Origin of the sequence: Selenihalanaerobacter shriftii, assembly GCF_900167185.1 — a bacterium.
Lineage (GTDB): Bacteria > Bacillota > Halanaerobiia > Halobacteroidales > Acetohalobiaceae > Selenihalanaerobacter > Selenihalanaerobacter shriftii.
Window position 1 is genome coordinate 1 of record NZ_FUWM01000003.1, and the last position, 21,394, is coordinate 21,394.

The 21,394-nt window shown below is 30.2% G+C and carries 15 protein-coding genes; 2 read left to right on the forward strand and 13 right to left on the reverse strand.

The window, feature by feature from the left end; all coding sequences use genetic code 11:
• Positions 1 to 481: 481 nt before the first annotated feature.
• From B5D41_RS00015 to gyrB, 5 genes are all read right to left on the reverse strand, one after another.
• Complete coding sequence (locus tag B5D41_RS00015) at positions 482 to 2,278, reverse strand: DUF2326 domain-containing protein (protein ID WP_078808546.1); 1,797 nt, start codon at positions 2,276 to 2,278, stop codon at positions 482 to 484.
• Positions 2,275 to 2,517, reverse strand: a complete 243-nt coding sequence (locus B5D41_RS00020) for an ABC-three component system middle component 8 (protein WP_078808547.1) — start codon at positions 2,515 to 2,517, stop codon at positions 2,275 to 2,277. The genes B5D41_RS00015 and B5D41_RS00020 overlap by 4 nt, the downstream gene beginning before the upstream one ends.
• A complete protein-coding gene (locus tag B5D41_RS00025) occupies positions 2,501 to 3,052 on the reverse strand; it encodes an ABC-three component system protein (protein ID WP_078808548.1) in 552 nt (183 codons plus the stop codon). The genes B5D41_RS00020 and B5D41_RS00025 overlap by 17 nt, the downstream gene beginning before the upstream one ends.
• Positions 3,049 to 3,237: a hypothetical protein gene (locus B5D41_RS00030; protein WP_078808549.1), complete on the reverse strand. Its 189-nt coding sequence runs from the start codon at positions 3,235 to 3,237 to the stop codon at positions 3,049 to 3,051. Before B5D41_RS00030 ends, B5D41_RS00025 begins: the two co-directional genes overlap by 4 nt.
• 517 nt (positions 3,238 to 3,754) lie before the next feature.
• The gene (gene gyrB / locus B5D41_RS00035; RefSeq protein WP_078808803.1) at positions 3,755 to 5,662 is read right to left on the reverse strand and encodes a DNA topoisomerase (ATP-hydrolyzing) subunit B; all 1,908 of its coding nucleotides are present in this window, start codon (positions 5,660 to 5,662) and stop codon (positions 3,755 to 3,757) included.
• A 456-nt stretch (positions 5,663 to 6,118) separates the two neighbouring features.
• Here gyrB and gyrA point away from each other — a divergent pair, with 456 nt between their 5' ends.
• Positions 6,119 to 8,509 carry a DNA gyrase subunit A gene (gyrA, locus tag B5D41_RS00040; protein WP_078808550.1) on the forward strand — a complete coding sequence of 797 codons (2,391 nt, stop codon included), beginning with the start codon at positions 6,119 to 6,121 and terminating at the stop codon, positions 8,507 to 8,509.
• A gap of 48 nt (positions 8,510 to 8,557) precedes the next feature.
• Here gyrA and B5D41_RS00045 read toward each other — a convergent pair whose 3' ends face one another.
• The 5 genes from B5D41_RS00045 to B5D41_RS00065 form a co-directional block, all read right to left on the reverse strand.
• A complete protein-coding gene (locus B5D41_RS00045; RefSeq protein ID WP_078808551.1) occupies positions 8,558 to 9,631 on the reverse strand; it encodes a protein-glutamate methylesterase/protein-glutamine glutaminase in 1,074 nt (357 codons plus the stop codon).
• A 35-nt stretch (positions 9,632 to 9,666) separates the two neighbouring features.
• The gene (locus tag B5D41_RS00050) at positions 9,667 to 10,029 is read right to left on the reverse strand and encodes a response regulator (protein ID WP_078808552.1); all 363 of its coding nucleotides are present in this window, start codon (positions 10,027 to 10,029) and stop codon (positions 9,667 to 9,669) included.
• A gap of 11 nt (positions 10,030 to 10,040) precedes the next feature.
• On the reverse strand, positions 10,041 to 12,017 hold the full coding sequence (locus B5D41_RS00055; RefSeq protein WP_078808553.1) for a chemotaxis protein CheA: 1,977 nt from the start codon (positions 12,015 to 12,017) through the stop codon (positions 10,041 to 10,043).
• Between the two features lie 34 nt (positions 12,018 to 12,051).
• Complete coding sequence (locus B5D41_RS00060; protein ID WP_078808554.1) at positions 12,052 to 12,534, reverse strand: chemotaxis protein CheW; 483 nt, start codon at positions 12,532 to 12,534, stop codon at positions 12,052 to 12,054.
• A 205-nt stretch (positions 12,535 to 12,739) separates the two neighbouring features.
• The gene (locus tag B5D41_RS00065; protein ID WP_078808555.1) at positions 12,740 to 15,481 is read right to left on the reverse strand and encodes a calcium-transporting P-type ATPase, PMR1-type; all 2,742 of its coding nucleotides are present in this window, start codon (positions 15,479 to 15,481) and stop codon (positions 12,740 to 12,742) included.
• A gap of 192 nt (positions 15,482 to 15,673) precedes the next feature.
• On the opposite strand from B5D41_RS00065, the gene B5D41_RS00070 reads away from it, so the two are divergent.
• Complete coding sequence (locus tag B5D41_RS00070) at positions 15,674 to 17,446, forward strand: Rqc2 family fibronectin-binding protein (protein WP_078808556.1); 1,773 nt, start codon at positions 15,674 to 15,676, stop codon at positions 17,444 to 17,446.
• 38 nt (positions 17,447 to 17,484) lie between these two features.
• Here B5D41_RS00070 and B5D41_RS00075 read toward each other — a convergent pair whose 3' ends face one another.
• The 3 genes from B5D41_RS00075 to B5D41_RS00085 form a co-directional block, all read right to left on the reverse strand.
• Complete coding sequence (locus tag B5D41_RS00075; protein WP_078808557.1) at positions 17,485 to 18,369, reverse strand: GNAT family N-acetyltransferase; 885 nt, start codon at positions 18,367 to 18,369, stop codon at positions 17,485 to 17,487.
• 236 nt (positions 18,370 to 18,605) lie between these two features.
• Entirely contained in the window at positions 18,606 to 19,805 is a 1,200-nt protein-coding gene (locus B5D41_RS00080) for an AfsR/SARP family transcriptional regulator (RefSeq protein ID WP_078808558.1), read from the reverse strand.
• A gap of 233 nt (positions 19,806 to 20,038) precedes the next feature.
• On the reverse strand, positions 20,039 to 21,313 hold the full coding sequence (locus B5D41_RS00085) for an HD-GYP domain-containing protein (RefSeq protein ID WP_078808559.1): 1,275 nt from the start codon (positions 21,311 to 21,313) through the stop codon (positions 20,039 to 20,041).
• Positions 21,314 to 21,394: the final 81 nt, after the last annotated feature.

Below are 21,394 nucleotides of genomic sequence, written 5' to 3' on the forward strand. Positions count from 1 at the left end.
TGTACACTTCACCTGAATTGTTACCAATTCAAGGCGCAACACTCGATATAGGTGGATGGTTAATCCTTACCTAGCAAAGACTGTTATCAGATATATCAACTACTTAATATTACTTAAACCATTCAACGATCTTCACTTTACCAATGACAGTGAGGTAGTAAAGATAAACCTTCTGCCGGCGAACTTTTAAGCTCTTACCATTGAGCTATTTACGTTGGTTTTGTTGTAATTTCTCATAATCGATGTTATCCTAAGTCTACTTTAGTAGACAGCTTCACTTTGCCAGAAATATCAAACTTGCTTGGCGTACTAACGTTCCTTGGATTACCGACGTCCATTAAAGCTCGTCCAATTTACATTTAAGTATTGTAACTTCAATTATATACCCCAAACATCTCACATGAGTCATCGCTAAGATTACTATTATGTACCAAACTAGATGTCGGTAAAGCAATGTTAGAAGACATACAACCCCCTCAAATTAAAAACTAAATCCAAATAAACGCCCCTTATCATTTTCTCTATCATCAAGAATAATACAAACCTCATTTTCCTTAATATTATATAATTTCCCATCACTCGTTCTAGGTATATCATCCTCTAAAACAGTTAAAATATATTGTATATTATATTTCTCACATATATTTCTTATAGTATCTAAATATCTAATTTTCTTAGTGTCAGACATTGATTCAAAACTACCATCATGATAAGCAAATTCAAAAAATCGGTTATCATTATAATTAATCAATATAGCTAAATCAAAACAGACACAAAGCATTTTCTTATATGAATATCCATCTGCTTTTGAAGTCAACTCATCTTCATCTAAACTAGTTATTTTGGCTTCAAATTCAATATTATCTGAATTGTTTATCTCATAATACAAAATAGCAGTTTCATCTAATATTTTATCTACCAATTCAGTAAACGTATTTTGAATAGATTCGAACAACTCATTGTTTGAATTAAAAACAGATTTTTCTTCAGATATTACACTATCTAATTCTCTTTTTAGTTCTTGTTTTTCATCAAAAATATCTTGTAAAGTTTTTAAATTATCCAGTTTATTTGATAATTCACTTATTTCATTTTCAATTTCAACTAGTTCTAATTGATACTTTTTAAACTTTGCAAATGAATCTTTTTCTTTTAATACAGATAAAATTTCATTCCGCTCATTATTTAGCTGTTCTAGTCTAGAGAGAACTCCTTCTAATTCTTTGTGTTTTTTTTCTAAATTCTCAATTAAAAAATTACTTCTTTCTTTAGTAATTTTTTTATTAAAATCGACTAATTCATCATAACTTTTTTTAAGTTGGTCAGGAAAATGAACATTTACCTCTTCAAATAATTTATTAATTCTATCTATGTTAAACTCTGTCTGCTTATCTATAGATTCTCTAATTTGAGAAATATCATATTTCAAATTATATTCTTTGGTATTTAATTCAGATATTTCAGTTTCGATTTCTTCAACTAATTCTTTGTTTAAATCTCTCTCCTTAAAATAAAAATCAAAGTTATCAATTTTTTCAGCAACTTCATCTCTTTTTTTCTTTTTAGCATTCATTAAAGTTTTTAATCTATTTAAATCACTCATACTTATTTTTAATTCAGATTCCATTTCTTTAAGCAATTTATCTTTTTCATTTATTTCCTTTTCAATATCATATTTTTTTCTTACTAATTCACCATTAAATCCTAATAACTTTGCTAAAGCAGGCTTCCAAGATCTATCTTTTCCTCTAAATTTAGAAAGTTTAAAAACTTTATCATAATCATATTGTGTTCTTAAAAAGTAAGTTATATATTTTCTGTAATTATAAGGTAAAATCTCATTAAATCCAATTAATTCATTTAATATATTCTTAGGGTTTCTTTCAGGCAATTTTGAAGTCAAAGGCAATTTGCTATAATCCCAATTATCTTCTTCCACATAGTTCTGATTACTATTCTTATGAATTTTTAAATAGATTTTAGTATTGTTAGCTACTCCTCTTTTTATAGTTACATATTTTGCTTCCTTTATTTTTAATTCCATAAAAAATATATGTTCTTCAAACTTTGAAAAATTATCTTTTAAGAAATGCCCCTTCCTTAATTCTTTCAAAAACATAAAATCAATTAATTCTATTAAAGTTGATTTTCCTAAATTATGAGAATCAGAATCAAGATTTTCTTTATTTGAAATTTTACCAAGAACTACATTTAGCCCATCACTAAAAATAACATCTTCAAACTTATCATCATTTGAATAAATCTTAGAAATTTTCATCGAATCAACTCCACAAAATCTTTTTCTTTTTTATATCCTATAACTCCTAAAACAAATAGAAAATTTAAGGAATCCAGAAATAATTCATTTATTTCTTCATTAAATTCATTACATATTTTTTTATATAATTCGTGATATTTTAATTTCTCATCTTTTGTTTCCTTTAGTTCTTTAATAATTAAACTACTAACATTTACCACTGAAAATTCTAAATCCATATATTTATGTGGTTTTATCATATTTCTCACCTATATCACACTTGTAATACATATAATGTAAAAAAATCCATATTAAATCCTTCTCAAATTTTAAATTATGGTCATTCTCTTCAACTACATAAGTATAAAGTGCATCAAATATTTGTTCAAAATATTCAAATTCAGTTCTATTACATATTATTTTATTATTTAATTCATTTGCTGTATTTAAATATTTTCTTAAATATTCTTCGTTTCTTCGATCATATAAAAAATCATCAATTTTGTGGAAATAATTTAAGCTATTCTCTTGAATAAATTTAAAACATCTTTTAGAAAGATTATTTATTTCATTCTTTTCTTCTATGTGGGGTCTATAAAAGTCATCTGTTTCTTCAATCACATTACCCAACTCCTCTACTTCTTCAGAAAAACATAAAATAGTTTCTTTTATATCTTCTTCATAAAAACGTATTGGATGAGGATCAAAATTATACGTCTTTTCTACATCTATAAGGTCTCGACCTGCTGATTTATTATTTTTACCGAATATAAACTGCTTAAATTTTTTTATCATTTCATATCTCTTCCTACAACCGTATTCTCTTTCCCAACAGTTGTTTGTTTGCCTACATTTGTTGAACTATCAATCTTAAGTTCTTTACTTATTTTTACCACTTTATTGGCAACAAAACAAGAAATAAATAACGAAATAATAGAACAAATTCCCGAAATAATATTTAACCACTTCATAATAGCCATAAAACACCCCTTTTATTATTTTTTAATGCAGTAAAAATACCGTAGGCAATACATATAATTTATAATAAAAAAATTAAATTTCCATCAACAATATATAAATAACTATAAAAAACCAAGTTGTATGTCGTCTAACTTATTTTTTACGAACTACAAACTTCGCAAATACCCAAAATAACATCAACTTATTGAAGTTACTTCGCAAACACTACTGTATATTCATTCCAGTCTAACAAATAACTTTATAAAACTCTCTTCATTATAATATTACCACAAAAGATATTATTTTCCTCCATAAATGTATAAGTATGAAACTTATGATAAACATCTTAAACATAAAAATATCCTGTGCCCTCAATTTATCTAAAGACACAGGATATTTTATCCAATCATTTTATTATTTTTAGTCTATTTATAATTATACTTAATATTGCATATTTATACAAATTGCAATCTTTCTGCAATTTAGTTGCAAACTTTATACTCATAGTTGCAGACTTTATGAGTCCCTACAACTACACTATATATCCAAGTTATTAGCCAAATCAGCATTACCCATAATAAATTCACGTCTTAACCTTGCTTTAGAACCCATTAATCGTGTAAATATATCATCAGCTTCTCGTTCATCATCAACCTCAACCTGTTGTAACTTTCTATTTTCTGGATCCATTGTTGTCTTCCATAACTGCCGTGGATTCATTTCACCTAATCCCTTATAACGCTGAATACTAACTTTACTACGATCTAAATCAGCTAAATATTCTTGTAACTGCTTGTCCGAATATAGATACTTCTCATCTTTTTTATAGGTCACTTTATATAAAGGAGGTTGAGCAATATATACATGACCTTCTGAGATTAACTCCGGCATATAACGATAGAATAATGTTAAAATTAATGTACATATATGAGCACCATCCACATCAGCATCAGTCATGATAATAACTTTATCATATCTTAATTTATCAAGATTAAATTCTTCGCCAATTCCAGTCCCTAAAGCAGTAATAATTGAAGCAATCTCTGTATTACTGATAATTTTATTTAATCTAGCTCGTTCTACATTCATAATTTTCCCTTTTAGAGGTAGAATCGCTTGAAACTTTCGATTTCTTCCTTGTTTAGCCGAACCACCTGCTGAATCTCCCTCTACTAAATATACCTCTGTCTTATCTGACTTACGACTACTACAATCAGATAATTTCCCAGGCAAAGAATTACTACTTAAAACGCCTTTCCGTCTAGTTAATTCCTTAGCCTTTTTAGCAGCATTTCTAGCTCTTACTGCTTCTAAAGCTTTATTAATTACCTTCTTAGCAAAATCGGTATTCCGATCCAAATAATAACTTAAATACTCATAAACCGTACTTTCTACCTTGCTTCTAATCTCACTATTCCCTAGCTTAGTCTTAGTCTGTCCTTCAAACTGAGGCTCTGTTAACTTAACATTAACTACTGCTGTTAAGCCCTCACGAATATCTCGACCGCTTAATTTAGGATCTTTCTTCTTTAAAAGGTTATTCTCCTTAGCATAATTATTAAATGACTTAGTTAAAGCCGCTTTAAAGCCAGTTAAATGATAGCCACCATCATGTGTGTTAATATTATTAGCAAAAGTATAAATCCGGTCGTTATAACTCTTATTATACTGTATAGCCACTTCAATATAAGTATCATCTACTTCTTCTTCTAAATAAACAATATTCTTATCAAGTACATCCCGATCACGATTTAAATATTCAATAAAAGCTTCGAGCCCGCCATCATACTGATAAGTAACCTCATTCTCTAAATCAGGCCGCTCATCTATAAGAATAATCTTTAAACCTTTATTTAAAAAAGCTGATTCCTGTAATCTATTAGCCAATGTTTCAAATTTAAAGACCAAAGTATCAAAAATTTCAGGATCTGGTTTGAATTCAATCTTAGTCCCAGTCTTAGTAGTTCTCTTTCCTTTCTCAAACTCTGTTACTGGTACTCCTCTTTCATACTTTTGAGTATAAGTATACTTATCTCGCTTAATCTCTAACTTTACCCACTCAGATAAGGCATTCACTACCGAAATACCAACTCCATGTAATCCACCAGAAACTTGATATCCACCGTCACCAAATTTTCCACCAGCATGCAAAGTAGTCAATACTAACTGAGCAGCCGGCAAATCCTTCTTAGGATGAATATCAACAGGTATTCCACGACCTTCGTCTTTAACTGAAATTATATTATCTTCTTTAATCTTAATCTCTATTTCTTCTCCATAACCTGCCAAAAATTCATCAATACTATTATCAACTGCTTCCCATACTAAATGATGTAATCCTTTAGTACCAGTACTACCAATATACATTCCGGGTCTTTTACGTACTGCTTCTAAGCCTTCTAATACTTGAATCTGTTCTGCATTATATTTTTTCTTTAAAGTCATCCCATCACCTTCCCAATCTTCATTTAAAACTTCTATAATTATCAATTAGTTTAATACATAATTAACCGCTTATTATTATAACAAAGATTAGTCACAAATACCAGTATTTCAAATAATGCATATAAGAGACTTAATTCATTGACTAACTTATCCACATTTTTTGTAAAGTATACAAGTATAATATCAACAAAAATTAACTACCCTTCCTTTATATTATTACAACATAAAGTTAATAATTTCCTTTATAAGTTAAGGAAGTTGCGTAAATTTCTTGAAGAATATAATAGTTTCATGTATCATTATTTTATATATAACAATCTTTTTGAGAACTAAATTATACTAATAAGTAAATATAAAGTTAAACTTATATTTGAAGTATAATTCATTAATGATATAATAGATATTGTTATTAATAATACTTAAAATTGCTAATTTATTGAAAGGAGATTGATAGATATGACTCAACAACAAGAAATTATGCCTGTTGCAATTGAAGATAAAATGAAAGAATCTTATTTAAATTATTCATTAAGCGTTATCATTAGTCGGGCTTTACCAGATGTGCGTGACGGATTAAAACCTGTACATAGAAGAATTCTTTATGCTACAAAAGATTTAGGATTATCCCCTGATAAACCTCATAAGAAATCAGCTAGAATCGTCGGTGAGGTTTTAGGTAAGTATCACCCACACGGTGACGCGGCAGTCTATAATGCAATGGTCCGTATGGCCCAAAACTTTAGCCAACGATACAAGTTAATAGATGGTCATGGAAACTTTGGTTCAATTGATGGAGATAGTGCAGCAGCTATGAGATATACTGAGGCTAGATTAGCACCTCTGTCTGAAGATATTCTATCTGATATTAAAAAAAATACAGTTGAATTTATCGATAACTTTGATGGCTCTTTACAGGAACCAACAGTACTACCTTCACGATTACCTAATCTATTAATTAATGGTTCAAATGGAATTGCTGTAGGAATGAGTACTGATATCCCACCTCATAACCTTACTGAAGTAATTTCTGGTTTGAATTACTTATTAGAAAATGAAGACTGTAACTTAGAAGAATTGATGAAACTCATTTCTGGACCGGACTTTCCTACTGGAGGTAAAATCATTGGCGATGATGAAATTAAAAAAGCCTATCGAACCGGTAAAGGTAGAATTATTTTAAGAGCTAAAACTAAGATTGAAAAAAAAGGACGTAATACACAACGAATTGTAGTTACTGAAATACCTTATCAGCTGCGAAAAGCTAAGTTAATCGAAGAAATGGCTGACAATGTGAAGAAAGGTAAAGTAGATAATGTATCAGATATTCGTGATGAATCCGACCGAGATGGATTAAGAATTGTAATTGACTTAAAAAGTAAAGCAAATTCTAATATCATTCTTAATCGACTTTATAAATATACTTCACTACAGACAAGCTATCGTATTAACATGTTAGCTTTAGTAAACCAACGACCAGAAGTAATGAACCTTAAAACTATTCTCCAACATTTCTTAAACTTTAGAAGAGAAGTTATCACTAAACGAACAGAATTTGAACTTAATAAAGCCCAAGAACGCAAACATATCTTAATAGGATTAAAGAAAGCAATTGATAATTTAGACCAAGTAATTGCAATAATTAGAAAATCTCGTTATCCACGAACTGCTAAAACAAACTTACAAAAAGAATTAAAAGTTACTGAAAGACAAGCAGAGGCTATTTTAAATATGAAATTACAACGACTAGTAAGCTTAGAAATCAAAAAGATTACTGATGAAGTTGCTGAATTAAAAGAAAAAATTGATTACTTAAACTCTATTTTAAATAAAAAAGATGTAATGAATAGCTTAATTAAAGAAGAATTAAATGAAGTCCAAGAAGAATATGGAGACAACAGAAAGACAGAGATAATTGCCGATGAATCCAAAGCAGAATTAGATGAAAGTGACTTAATTAAAGATGAAGATATTGTAATCTCTTTCTCACATCGCAAATACCTCAAACGAACCAATGACTTAAGTAATGTGCGGTCTGGAAAAAGAGATTATGTCACTCACGTCTTTACCGGTACCACCCGGGATGACCTATTATTCTTTACTAATACTGGACAGGTCCATATTCTAAAGACACATCAAATCCCAGAACATCACGGTCTTTCTACAGGAGATCCTTTAAATAATTATTTAAAATTACCGATAGATGAAGAAATTGTTGATATTATCTTACTAAACAATGAAGTTAAAGAAAGATATATTACTATTACTACTGAACAAGGTCTAGTTAAGAAAACAGTTGGTAAAGAATATGAAACTACCGTCTCTTCTATTAAAGCCATTAACCTTAATGAAGACGATCAAGTAATTGGAATTGAAGTAACAGATGGAGAACAAAATTTATTGTTAGGAACTAAACAAGGACAGACAATCCACTTTAATGAATCAAGTGTTTCTGATACTGGTAGAAATACTAAAGGAAGTAAAGGAATATCCTTAAGTGAAGGTGATAAAGTAATTAGCTTTGACGCAACCAAGGAAGATGATTATGTAATAGCTCTCGATCCACAAGGCAAAGGGAAACGTACCAAAATTTCCGAATATAAATTACAGAATCGTAACGGGAAAGGATTACAGACCTTATCTAGCGATGACTATGAATTAACACAAATTATTACTGCTACTAAAGATGAAACTCTTCTATGTATTACAGAAAATGGAGCGTTAAAAGAATTACCAATATCTAAAATCACCGATACTAAGCGCGTAGGTAGAATGTATTCACAGCTTAAATTAGAAAACGAAAAATTAGAAAAATTAATTAAACTACCTAAATTAGAAAATAACGATTAAATTTATAAAAGCCTTTAGTCCATTTGGATTAAAGGCTTTTTTCATTATTTATTTTATTTTTTTAGATAATCTTATAATCTCACTGCTAATGGCTGATAACGGTTTAACACTATCAACAACTCCTGCTTCAAATGCAGATTTAGGCATACCATAGACCACTGAAGTCTTTTTATCTTGAGCTATAGTATATCCTCCAGCTTCTTTAATAGCTTTTAATCCTTGGGTTCCATCCTTACCCATTCCAGTTAAGATAACACCTAAGACACCACTACCATACTGCTGAACAGCAGACTCCATTGTTAAATCAATTGCCGGTCTTATGTTATGTACTTTTTTATCCTTGTTTAATTTTATTTTTCCTTGCTTAGTAACCAACATATGATAATCACCTGGTGCTAATAAAACCTTACCAGGCTTAATCTTATCTCCATCATTTGCTTCTTTCACTTCTAAACCAGATAATCTATTTAATCGTTTAGCCAATGATTTAGTAAATTCCGCAGGCATATGTTGTACTAATAAAATTCCTAAATTGAAATCAGCAGGAATCTTAGAAATAACACTTTTTAAAGCTCTAGGTCCTCCGGTAGAAGATCCAATTACTATTATTTTTTCATCATCATTAATTATATTAGACGTTTTAAGCGATCGTTTTCTTCTATTTTTAAGATTTATAATATTATTTCGTTTACCTTCTTTATTAATAGATCTTCTTTTTATTGTAGATTTAGCTGCTGCTTTAATCTTCTTAATCAATTCATTCTCAATTTGATCTATATCTAAAGAAATTGTTCCTGAAGGTTTTGGAATAAAATCGACCGCTCCTAATTCCAAAGCTTTAATAGTTGTCATACTATCTTTCTCTGTTAGACTGCTTAACATAATAACTGGTAATGGTTTTTTACCCATTAATTTATGCAGAAATTCTAGTCCATTCATTATTGGCATCTCTACATCTAAAGTAATTACATCCGGATTACATTCTTTTAATTTATTTAACGCATCCTTACCATTTCTTGCAGTATCAATTACTTTAATCCCTTTAATGTCTAGCATGGAGGAAATCATTTTTCTCATAAAAGCAGAATCATCAACAACTAAGACTTTTATTTCAGATGCCAACTTAGCCCCTCCTTTAATTCACCTAAAAACAGAACTTATTCTAATATATTTGCTAAAGCCTCTTTAACCTTTTCAGGTTTAATAGGTTTTACAATGAAGTCTTTAGCACCTGCTTCTAATGCATCTATAACCATTGGTTTCTGCCCCATAGCACTACAAACAATAATGTCAGCATTAGCATCAATCTTTTTAATCTCTTCCATGGCTTCAATACCATCCATCTCCGGCATAGTAATATCCATAGTCACTAAATCCGGATTTAACTCTTGATACTTCTGCACGGCATCTACTCCATTAACAGCTTCTCCAACTACTGTGTATCCATCTTCTTCGACTACCTTAGATAACATCGTCCTCATAAATTGTGCATCATCAACAATCAAAATCCCCTTAGACATCCAAAACCCTCCTACTCATTAGTTATTTCCTCAACATCTATTATTAAAGCTACACTACCATCACCTAGAATAGTAGCTCCCGCTATCTTCTCTACTCCATCTGATAAATCATTAATTCTTTTAATAACTACCTCTTGCTGTCCAATAATAGAGTCAACTATTAAACCATAACTTTCTTCGCCAATTTTAATAATCACCACTGAAATTTGCTCTGGTCTTTCTTCATAATCTGGTTTGTTTAACTCATTTCTTAAATTAATTAATGGAATTACTAAACCTCGACGCTGAATAACCTCCTGTTGACGAATAGTCTTAATCTCATCAGGAGAAACCTTGACAATTTCTTGAATTGTCTCCAAAGGTAGAACATATTTTTGATCAACTATATTAATTAAGAATCCTTGAATAATAGCTAAAGTTAAAGGTAACTTAATTGTAAAAGTAGAACCTTTACCAATTTCTGAATGAATATCAACTGAACCACTTAAAGATTCAATCTTATTCTTGACTACGTCCATTCCTACTCCTCGACCAGAAACATCACTTACCTCTTCGGAAGTACTGAAACCAGAAGCGAAGATTAAATTGATTATCTCCTGATCACTTAAAGCCTCAACTTCATCTCTACTAACTACTCCCTTACTAACTGCCTTCTGCTTGATAAACTCTGGATTAATCCCTTGACCATTATCACTGATTTGAATAATTACATTATTCCCTTCATGAAAAGCTGACATCTTAACAGTTCCAGCAGGATCTTTTCCTACTTCTTTTCTCTCTTCTGGACTCTCTATTCCATGATCAGCTGCATTCCGTAAAATATGTACTAAAGGATCACCAATTTCATCAATAATAGTTCTATCTAGTTCTGTTTCTTCTCCTTCAATCTCTAAATTAATCTCTTTATCCATCTCTTGAGCTAAATCTCTGACCATTCTTGGAAACCGATTAAATACTAAATTAATAGGAACCATTCGCATCTTCATAACTGAATTCTGCAATTCACTTGTAACTTTCCCTAATGATTTCAACTTCTTGTTTAATTCATCTAATTGATAACTTTCTCCAATAGATTCAACTTGCGTTCTTTTAATCACTAATTCAGCCACTAAATTCATTAAATCATCTAATCTCTCTACATCTACTCTAATAGTACTACTAGATTTTAAGCGTTTTGATAAAGATTTAGCAGAAGATCTACTTTTAGACTTCTTCTTATTAGTGCTTGACTTCTTTAAATCATCTAAATTTTGGACTTCATCTAAATCTAAATCTTTTAATTCAGAAATACGATCTAAAGCATTAAGAATTTCTCTAGAGTCAAATTCACTTGCAAATAGAATTTGAAATTCTTCTTCAATATCTTCACTTTCTAAATTAGCAAATGATGGTTCTCCTTTAATTAAATCACCATAATTTCTTAACTCATCATTTACCATCTTAGCCCGTAATGCTCCAAAGACACAATCATCTTCTAAAATAACTCTTAATAAGAAAATAGTCGATTCTTCTGTAAGTTTCTCTTTAGCAGATTCAATCTCTTTAGAAGATAATTTTAAGCTATGGTCACCATCCTTGTCCTCTTTGTCAACATCACTTTGACTAACCTCAATATCTCCACTGGCATAAGCCTTAAGCTCAGATATGATATCATCTAATTCAAAAGATAAATCATCTTCACCATCATTAATTAAGATTTCTAAAGTGTCTACAGATTTAAATAATAAGTTTACAATTTCAGTATTTAAAACCATTTCTTCATTTCGTAATTTATCTAAGATATTCTCCATTGCATGAGTTAAATTACTTACTTTCTCAAACCCCATTGTACCTGCCATACCTTTAAGGGTGTGAGCTGCTCTAAATAATTCTTTAATGATATCTAAATTATCAGGATTATCTTCTAAATCCAATAATGAACTATTTAGAGTTTCTAAATGCTCTTGTGCTTCAGTTGCATATAATTCCTGAAGTTCATTAATATCCATACCTTAACCCCCTTTACGGAATTAATAAATCAAATTATGCTATATCTTCCTCTTCAACATTTTGATCAACATTTTCTAATTCAATTTTTTCTTCTGTAGTTAATAGCTTGTCTAAATCAAGAAGAACAATAATTCTTTCTTCAACCTTACCTATTCCTTTTAAGTAGTCATCTTTAATTCCAGCTACTCTTTGTGGAGCATCATCAATATCCTCTGGTTCTATTCTTAAAACCTCTGAAACATTGTCTACAATTAAACCAACATCTTGATCATCCATCTCCACAATGATAATTCGTGTCTTTTTAGTCTCTTGCTGTTCTACCCCAAACCTCTTTCTTAAATCAATAACTGAGATAATGTCACCTCTTAAATTAATGATTCCAGACATGAATTCAGAGCTATTAGGTAATTTAGAAATTTCCGTCATTCTTATAATTTCCTGTACTTTAGTAATCTTAACTCCAAATTCTTCTCCACCTAAATTAAAAACTATTAACTGTTGAGTTTCATTACTCATTATTATTTCCTCCTTCCAAATTACACTTAATATATTTGAAATTTTAATACTAACCTAAACCATTACTACTTATTCTACAGATTTCGTGATGAAAATAGCAAATTCCTGCATGGTTAAATAAAAATTTACCAACTACTCCTTTCTTTTTTTAAGAAATTAAACCAGACAACTTATCTCAAAGCTATCTGGTCTATAAATTAACTATTTAATTAGATTCTTCTATACTGATATATTTTACTTTTTCTCTAACTTTATTAACTATGCCTTCAAAAAACTCTACTAAAATAGTAGCACTTCCAGCAGTAATTAAAATTAAGATCCACTCACTTGCATTTAAAGAAGTCGTTTTAAATATCCCTTCTAAACTCGGTATGTAAAGTACAATTAATTGCATAGTAAATGAAATAATTACAGCTGCTATTAAATAGAGATTAGACAACGGATTCATCTCAAAGAAACTATGTTGCTCTGAACGACAACTAAATACAAAGAATAACTGAGCAATTACTAAGTTAGTAAATGCCATTGTCCGAGCTTCAACTAAATTGCCCCCACTAACTTTCAAACCTAATATAAAAGCAAATAAAGTGCTTAAACCAATTAAAATACCTTGAGTAATTATTCTAGTCTTTAATCCATGAGCAAAGACACTTTCATTTGGTGGTCTAGGTGGTCTAGTCATAATACCATCATCAGCTGGATCCACTCCTAGAGCTAATGCAGGCAAACCATCAGTCACTAAATTAACCCAGAGAATCTGAATCGGAACTAATGGCAAAGGAAAACCAAGAAGTGAAGCCAAAAACATAGTTAAAATTTCACCGATATTACATGAAAGTAAATAACGTATAAATTTCCGGATATTATCATAGATTGCTCTACCCTCTTCTACAGCTGAAACTATAGTCCTAAAATTATCATCTGCTAAAATTAATGATGAAGCCTCTTTAGTTACATCAGTTCCTTTCTCGCCCATAGCAATCCCAATATCAGCCTCTTTAACTGCTGGAGCATCATTAACCCCATCCCCAGTCATGGCTACTATTTCACCTTTACCTTTTAAAATTTTAACTATCCTTAGCTTATCCTCCGGCGATACCCGAGCATAAACACTTATTTGATCTATCCCCTCTTTAAGCTCTTTATTACCCATCTGCTTTAATTCATTTCCAGTAACTATTCTATCTCCTTTATTTAAAAGATTTAACTCTTTAGCAATTGCTTTTGCAGTATTCTTATGATCCCCAGTCACCATTACTGGTCTAATACCTGCTCGCTTACATCGACTTATGGCTTTTTTAGCTTCTGGACGTGGTGGATCAATCATTCCTACTAAACCTACAAATACTAAATCTGTTTCATACTCTTCTAATCTCTGTTGATTAAAATTAGTTGGTAACCTACGCATTGCTACAGCTAATACCCTTAAAGCTTGTGAAGATAATTCATCATTTGTTTGCTGAAGCTTTCTTAAAGTTTCATTATCTAATTTCCTTACTTCCCCTCCTTTAATATAGTGACTACATCTATCTAAAACTATATCTGGGGCTCCTTTTAAATATAAGGTATTCTTTCCATTACGCTGTCCAATTACTGACATTCTCTTCCGATTGGAATCAAAAGGTATTTCCCAAAGCTTTGAAAACTTATTCTGTAACTCCGCCTTTTCTAACCTAGCTTTTTGAGCTGCTAACAAAAGAGCTCCTTCAGTTGGATCACCTAAGACTTCCCATTTTACATCACTATCTATAAAGCGTTGTTTTATATTCTCTACTTTTCCTTTAAATCCTTGATTTTTACGTTTTAATTCAGCATTATTACAGATAGCTCCAATCCTTAATACATCTCTTATAGATTTTTTATTTAATGAAGTAGACTCTAAGTTATAAGTCTTCTCATTTGCATAAATCTTTTTAACTGTCATTTCATTCTTAGTTAAAGTCCCTGTCTTATCAGAACAGATAACTGTAGCACACCCTAATGTTTCTACAGCCGGTAATTTCCTTACTATTGCTTGCCTTTTAATCATTCGTTGTACTCCAATAGCCAGTGATAAAGTAACGATTGCTGGTAGCCCTTCTGGAATAGCTGCTACTGCTAAACTAACTCCTGCTATAAACATCTTATATAATGGTTCTCCTTTAATAACACCGAGCACTACTACAGCTGCACAAGCTAAAAAACAAATATAGACTAGCCATTTGCCTAAAGACTTTAACCTTTCTTGTAATGGTGTCTCCCGCTCTTGGGTTCCTTGCAACATATCAGCTATCTGGCCCATTTCTGTATTCAACCCTATGTCAGTTACTACAGCCTTTCCTTTTCCTTTAACTATTGTAGTTCCCATATGAATCATATTATGTCTATCACCTAATGCAACTTCTGAATCCTTAATTCTTTTAACATTCTTTTTAACTGGAATAGATTCACCTGTCAAAGAAGCTTCATCAATTTCTAAACTATTAGCTTCTAATAGCCTAGCATCAGAAGGTACTTTATCACCACTCTCTAAATATATTATATCTCCAGGCACCAAACTATCTGTCGATACCTTCTTTTTTTCATTATTTCTTAAAACCATAGCCTCTGGGGCTGCTAACTTCTTTAATGCTTGTAAAGACTTTTCAGCTCGATACTCCTGCACAAACCCCATAATTGCATTTAAAATAACAATAGCTAGGATAGCAATTGCATCATCAACTTGACCTAATAAACCTGAAACTATTACTGCTCCAATTAAAACTAAAACCATAAAATCCTTAAATTGATCTAATAATAAACTAAATAATGTTTTACGCTTTTGTTTTGGAAGTTTATTAGGACCATACTTTTGTTGTCTCTTTTTTACCTCTGATTCTGGAAGTCCTACTTGTGGGTCAGCATTTAATTTATCTATTACTTTAGAACTAGATAATTGGAATGTTGCTTTATTATTCTCTTCCTTCATATCTTCCCCCCTCTAGATATAATTCATAATATTAATATTCATGCTAAAGGAATAAAATTACATAATTAAGATTCTTTTAAAATTAATTATAGTAAAAATTACTTATCCAGCCCCTTTAATTAAATATTTGCAAATGTTTTGTGTAAATGTTAATATTATTGTAGATTTTATACATACTGTGAGGTGATAATTATGGCTTTAGATGGATTAGTCTTAAAATCCATTAAAAGTGAATTAGAAAATATGTTGATTGGCGGTCGTCTAGATAAAATCTATCAACCGGAAGATGAAATGTTGACTTTGAGATTTAGAAAACCTGGCGAAAATATTGAATTACTTCTATCTGCTGACCCTCAAGATCCTCGAGTACATATTACTGAAACCGATAGGGAAAACCCATTACGCCCTCCGGATTTTTGTATGTTACTTAGAAAACATCTTGAACATGGCAGATTACGTAAAATTGAACAACCTAATTTTGAACGAATATTGAAGTTTTATATAGACTCTAAAAATAATGAAGGCAAAATTGAAACCAAAATTTTGTTAATAGAAATAATGGGACGACATAGTAATATTATTTTACTTAAAGAAGATGGCCAAATATTAGATAGTATTAAAAGAGTTACTTCAAATATGAGTAGACATCGTGAAATTCTACCAGGTCATTCTTATGAATTACCACCAGGACAAGATAAAGTTAATCCATTAAAGATAAAAAAAGAAGCATTCTTACAACAGGTTAAAGCTGATATAGATAAAGAGATTTATCGAGCTATTATGGAAAATTTACGAGGAATCAGTCCATTAATTGCTAAAGAATTATCATATCGGGCTGGACTTGACAGCAATGATAAGATTAGAAAGATTAATAGTGTATCTTTAGAGAAATCATGGACAGAATTTCAAAGATTAATTAATAATATTATAGATGATAACTTTACTCCAACTTTAGTTATAGATAAAGATGATAAATTAAAAGCTTATTCTATAACAAAATTAACCCAATTTCCTCAAATGAAAAAAAGAGAATTTTCCACTGCAAATGAACTTTTAGATTACTACTTTACAACTAAAATTAGAAAGAGGAAAATTGGCAGTCTACAAGGTTCTTTAAAACGAATTACTTCAGATAATATAGAAAAAGCAATGAAGAAATATCGACGGGTTAAAGGACAACTTAAAGGTGCCCGTAATGCAGAAAAATATAAAATTAAAGGTGAGTTGATTAAAGCTAATATTTATCGAATTGAACCTGGTCAAGATAAATTAAAGTCTCCAAATTATTATTCAGATGAAGAAGAAGAAATTATTATTCAATTAGATCAAGATTTATCTCCTGCTGAAAATGCTCAAAAATACTTTGAAAAGTATAATAAAGCTAAGCGAAGTGTTGATTACCTTGAAAATGAATTAAGGAAAGCTAAAAACGAAGTTAATTATCTTAAACAAGTTGAAGTTTCTATTGACCAAGCTAAGACATTAGATGATCTAGCTGAAATTAAAGAAGAATTAACCGATGAAGAATATATTAAAAAACAGAAAAAGAATAAAAAAGATAAAAGAAAAAGAGAAAAGAAAAAATTAGAACCTCTTAAGTTTAAATCTTCAGATGGATTTGATATTAGAGTTGGACGTAATAATAGACAAAATGACCGCTTAACTAAATATACAGCCAATAATCATGATCTTTGGCTCCATGTTCAAAAAATTCCTGGTTCTCATGTTATTATTAGAAATCATACTAAAGATGAAATTCCGAATCAAACTATTGAAGAAGCTGCTCATTTAGCTGCTTATTATAGTAAAGCACAAAGCTCTTCAAATGTACCTGTAGATTATACATTAGTTAAACATGTAAATAAACCAAAAGGAGCTAAACCGGGTATGGTTTATTATGAAAACCAAAAGACTGTCTATATTACTCCTAAAAAAGAATTCGTCACAAACTTAGCTCAAAAATAAAAAAAGATCCACTGCTAATTAGCAGTGGATCTTTTTTATTATTCAAATTCCATTTTCATTTCTAGACGTGCTTTATCCATTTCGATTTCCCAATAATCATCAAATTCTTCTTTTATGATCTCCCATATATCTGAATCAATATAAGTTAATAATTCATCTGCATCTTTAGCAATTTGAGAGCCATATTTAACTAAATCACTAATTAATTCAGCATTCTCTTCTTCTGCTTCAGGAACTGCAATAAATAGATTTCTATTATCACAAAAGATTATTCCCTCTCCACCTTCTACACTAACCTTCTTGATAATTGGAGTTTTATAATTTAACACCTCTTGTTTAGCTAGTTTAAAACCACGATTCCAAACAAAGTCCGGTGCATACTTATATCCAACTACCATTCTAAACTCTTTCAAATCTTCTACGGTTTCTATTTCTTCTAACACTTCACCTGACACACTTGGCATTTCTTCTTTAACCTTAAACTTAATCTCCTGATTCGTTTTTATCTCTTCAAGACCTAATTTCTTGAAGAGACCTTTAGACTTATCTGCATCTGGCCAAACAGCATACCCTAAATACCCTTCTTTCTTTACCATAATCATCGAATAACGGACTAATTCAATACCAAATTTACGACGCCTAAGATCATCCTTGATTTGTAGTTTAATTAAAAAAGCATGTTTATCTTTGGTGTTAGGCAAAACTACTTCTGTATGACCGATTACCTCTTCACCTAAGACAGCTACATATGTAGTTCCATTAGTCTCCTCAATTAAATCATAATGACTTTGTGCTAATTCTTCTGCCTCCCAATATTCATTCTTAGGTAATTCCTCATAGAGTTCTACAATTTTAGGCACGTCATCTTGAATAGCCTCTCTTAATAATACTTTACCTTCATTAGTATATACAATCTGTTCCATACAATCACCTCTCTACTTTAAATTAAAAAGTCATAAGTGTACCACACCTATGACTAGATAATATCATTTACTAAAATTCTACTACCTAATATTAATTCTAGACATAATTAATTTATCCTTCATTCTACAGAAATTTTGTCCAATTACCAGATTTATTTTCCCCATTTTTAGATAACTTATACATATTAAAGATAAAATAAATATTAATTACCATATTTATCCTTAAATCAACATTTCTATATAATCATTTCTTCTAATCCAAAAGATTGATCTGCAAAATTTATTGTTTGACATTCAATCGATAATAACTTAAATCCTTTTTCACTCAATATACTTTCCAAACGCCTTTTAACTACTAATGATCCCTTATTACCTACTCTATGTAATTGAAGCATTATCTGTCTATCATCCAATAAGCAAATAATATCTCCTAGTCTAAGGGATTGCTGTAAAACATCCAAAATAATCTCTTTCTTTTTTATGTATCCTTCTTCTTCTACAGTGATATTCATTAAAGTAAAAGGTCTTTTACTCCGTCTTTGTTTCCTAAGTTCCAACTCATATATCATTTCAAATGTTTGCCTATTACATTGAAATGGTCCAAGGGCTTTTGGTTTTTCCGACAAATTCAATAATAAATTTACTTCCTTATTACTCAATGAGCTTAACTTTTTAAAAATACCTTGAACCTTAGGGCTTGGTCTTAAGCCCAAATCTTTATATAAAATTTTAGTATATTGCTGATATTTCTTAGCTGCTTCCACATATCTCTCATCTTTAATTAAGTAAGACATAATAGCCTGATGAAGTTCCTCTCTATATGGATCGATCTCTAAAGCTTCTTGACAAGTCTGAATTGCCTTAGTATAATTTCTTTTTAAGTTTACAAGTAATGATGCAGTCTTTAAAGTAATATCTAAATATATTTCCTTAAAATATCTACGAAATTCTATAGCCCAACCCTTATACAATTCATCTGTTAGAAATTCTCCTCTATATAGTAATAATGCTTTTTGGAAACACCTTATTGCTGCTTGAGGTTCTTCCTCTATTAACTGATTACCTCGTTTATATAGTTGCTCAAAATCTTTAAAATCTAACCAACAATAATCATTTTTTTCAAGCCAATATGAACCTTTAGAATAATTAATATGTATGAGTTCCTGATCAGTATCTAATAATGAATCTAAAGTCTGACGTAAGAAATATATAGTTGTATGCAAATTATGGCTTTGATCCTTATTCTTATCTGGCCATAATAAGTCCATTAATATATCCTTAGGTACTCTCTCTCCACATTTAGTAATAAGATAGGCAAAGAGCATAAGTGCTTTTTTAGACTTCCAGTTATTAGCTAATATTTCTTTATCATTTATTTCCATACGGAATGAACCTAAAAAATAAATCTTTAAATTAGATGTGGTTTTAGAAAGCATAATGTAATCAACCCTTTCTATTTCTATATTATAATTTATATTTGGTCACTAAACTAATTTCATTTTTTTAAATCAGTATTAATACACCTGAATACCACATCTCCCAACTTAATATTAAAAGATAAATTATGAACTTATGCATATATAAACACCTTATTAATATATTATTCATTTACTAAAAAAATCCTGCAATAAAAAAGAATAGATGTAGAACAACATTCTTTTATTATGAATTATTTAGCAAGATCCTTATAATTTTTAACCTCTCTTTTTTGAGCTTGTTTGCGAGCATTATTTATATAATCATAATTTCTTTTTAAGACTAACACAATATCTGAATCTAAAGCTAATTCTTTAGCCATATCTTGTAAGACATGCATGGCTTTATCCTTATTCATTCCATCTCTATATGGACGATTCTCAGTAATAGCAGTAAATACATCAGCAACAGCTATAATTCGAGAGCCTACTACTAGTCTATCTTCTCCATAATGAAAAGGATACCCAGCTCCATCTATTCTTTCATGATGAAAAGAAGCCCACTTATTAATTTGATTCAATCCTTTTACTCTTTCTAAAATACGATATGTATAAAAAGGATGACTTTTTATTATATTAAACTCCTCTTTTGTTAATTTCCCCGGTTTATCTAAAATTTCTGGAGGTATAGCTAGTTTACCTAAATCATGAAGATAACCAGCAATTTCAATCATCATACACTCTCTTTTTGATAAACCAATTAATTCAGCCAATATTTTAGAAGTAACCGCTACGCCACTAGAATGAGTAGCTGTAAATTCCGACCTAAAATCTATTATTTCACTAAACATCATAGCTAAATTAAGTAATCTATCTATACTCAATTTAATACTTTTACCTTCAGATCTTTTAGCCAAAATTCTAGTTATTTCTGGGGAAATAGTATCAAACCAAAAAGATTCTTTTTCGGCTATATTTAAAAAGACTTCAACTAATTCTGGATTAAACATACTTCCAGAACCTTCTTCAATTTTATTGCGAATATGCTCTCTTTGACCAAGGATTTCTTCATTCTTATTAATTAGTACGTCTATCCGATCTGCTAAATGTAAAATCTGACTTCCCTGAATTACTTCCTCACTATCACTTTTTATATTATCTTTATTATTCCAAATGCAGTGATGATATAGTATTAAAGGGGCGACTTCCGAAAAAGGCTCAAATTGCTTAATTAAGTGATAACCTATTTGTGCATGTTGACAGGTCTCTTCAGAACTATATGCATATGTTGTATCAAATTTTAAAGCTTGTAATCTTTCTTGTAACGAAATTGCTCCAGCATCATGTAAAGCTCCAGCCATAATTAAATTACGTTCTTCTTCTTTAGATAATCCCATTTCAACTGCTATACTAGAAGCTATATATGCTACACGTTTATGATGACCACTTACTGCTTTGCTGACCAAATCAATAGCATCTGATAGACACATAATCATATCAAATAATGAAACTTCTATCACTTTATTCATAATAGACCTCCATTGTCATATTTATTAATTATTACAATTCTTTACCTTATTCTTTCTCTATCGACTATATAAATTCCTGCA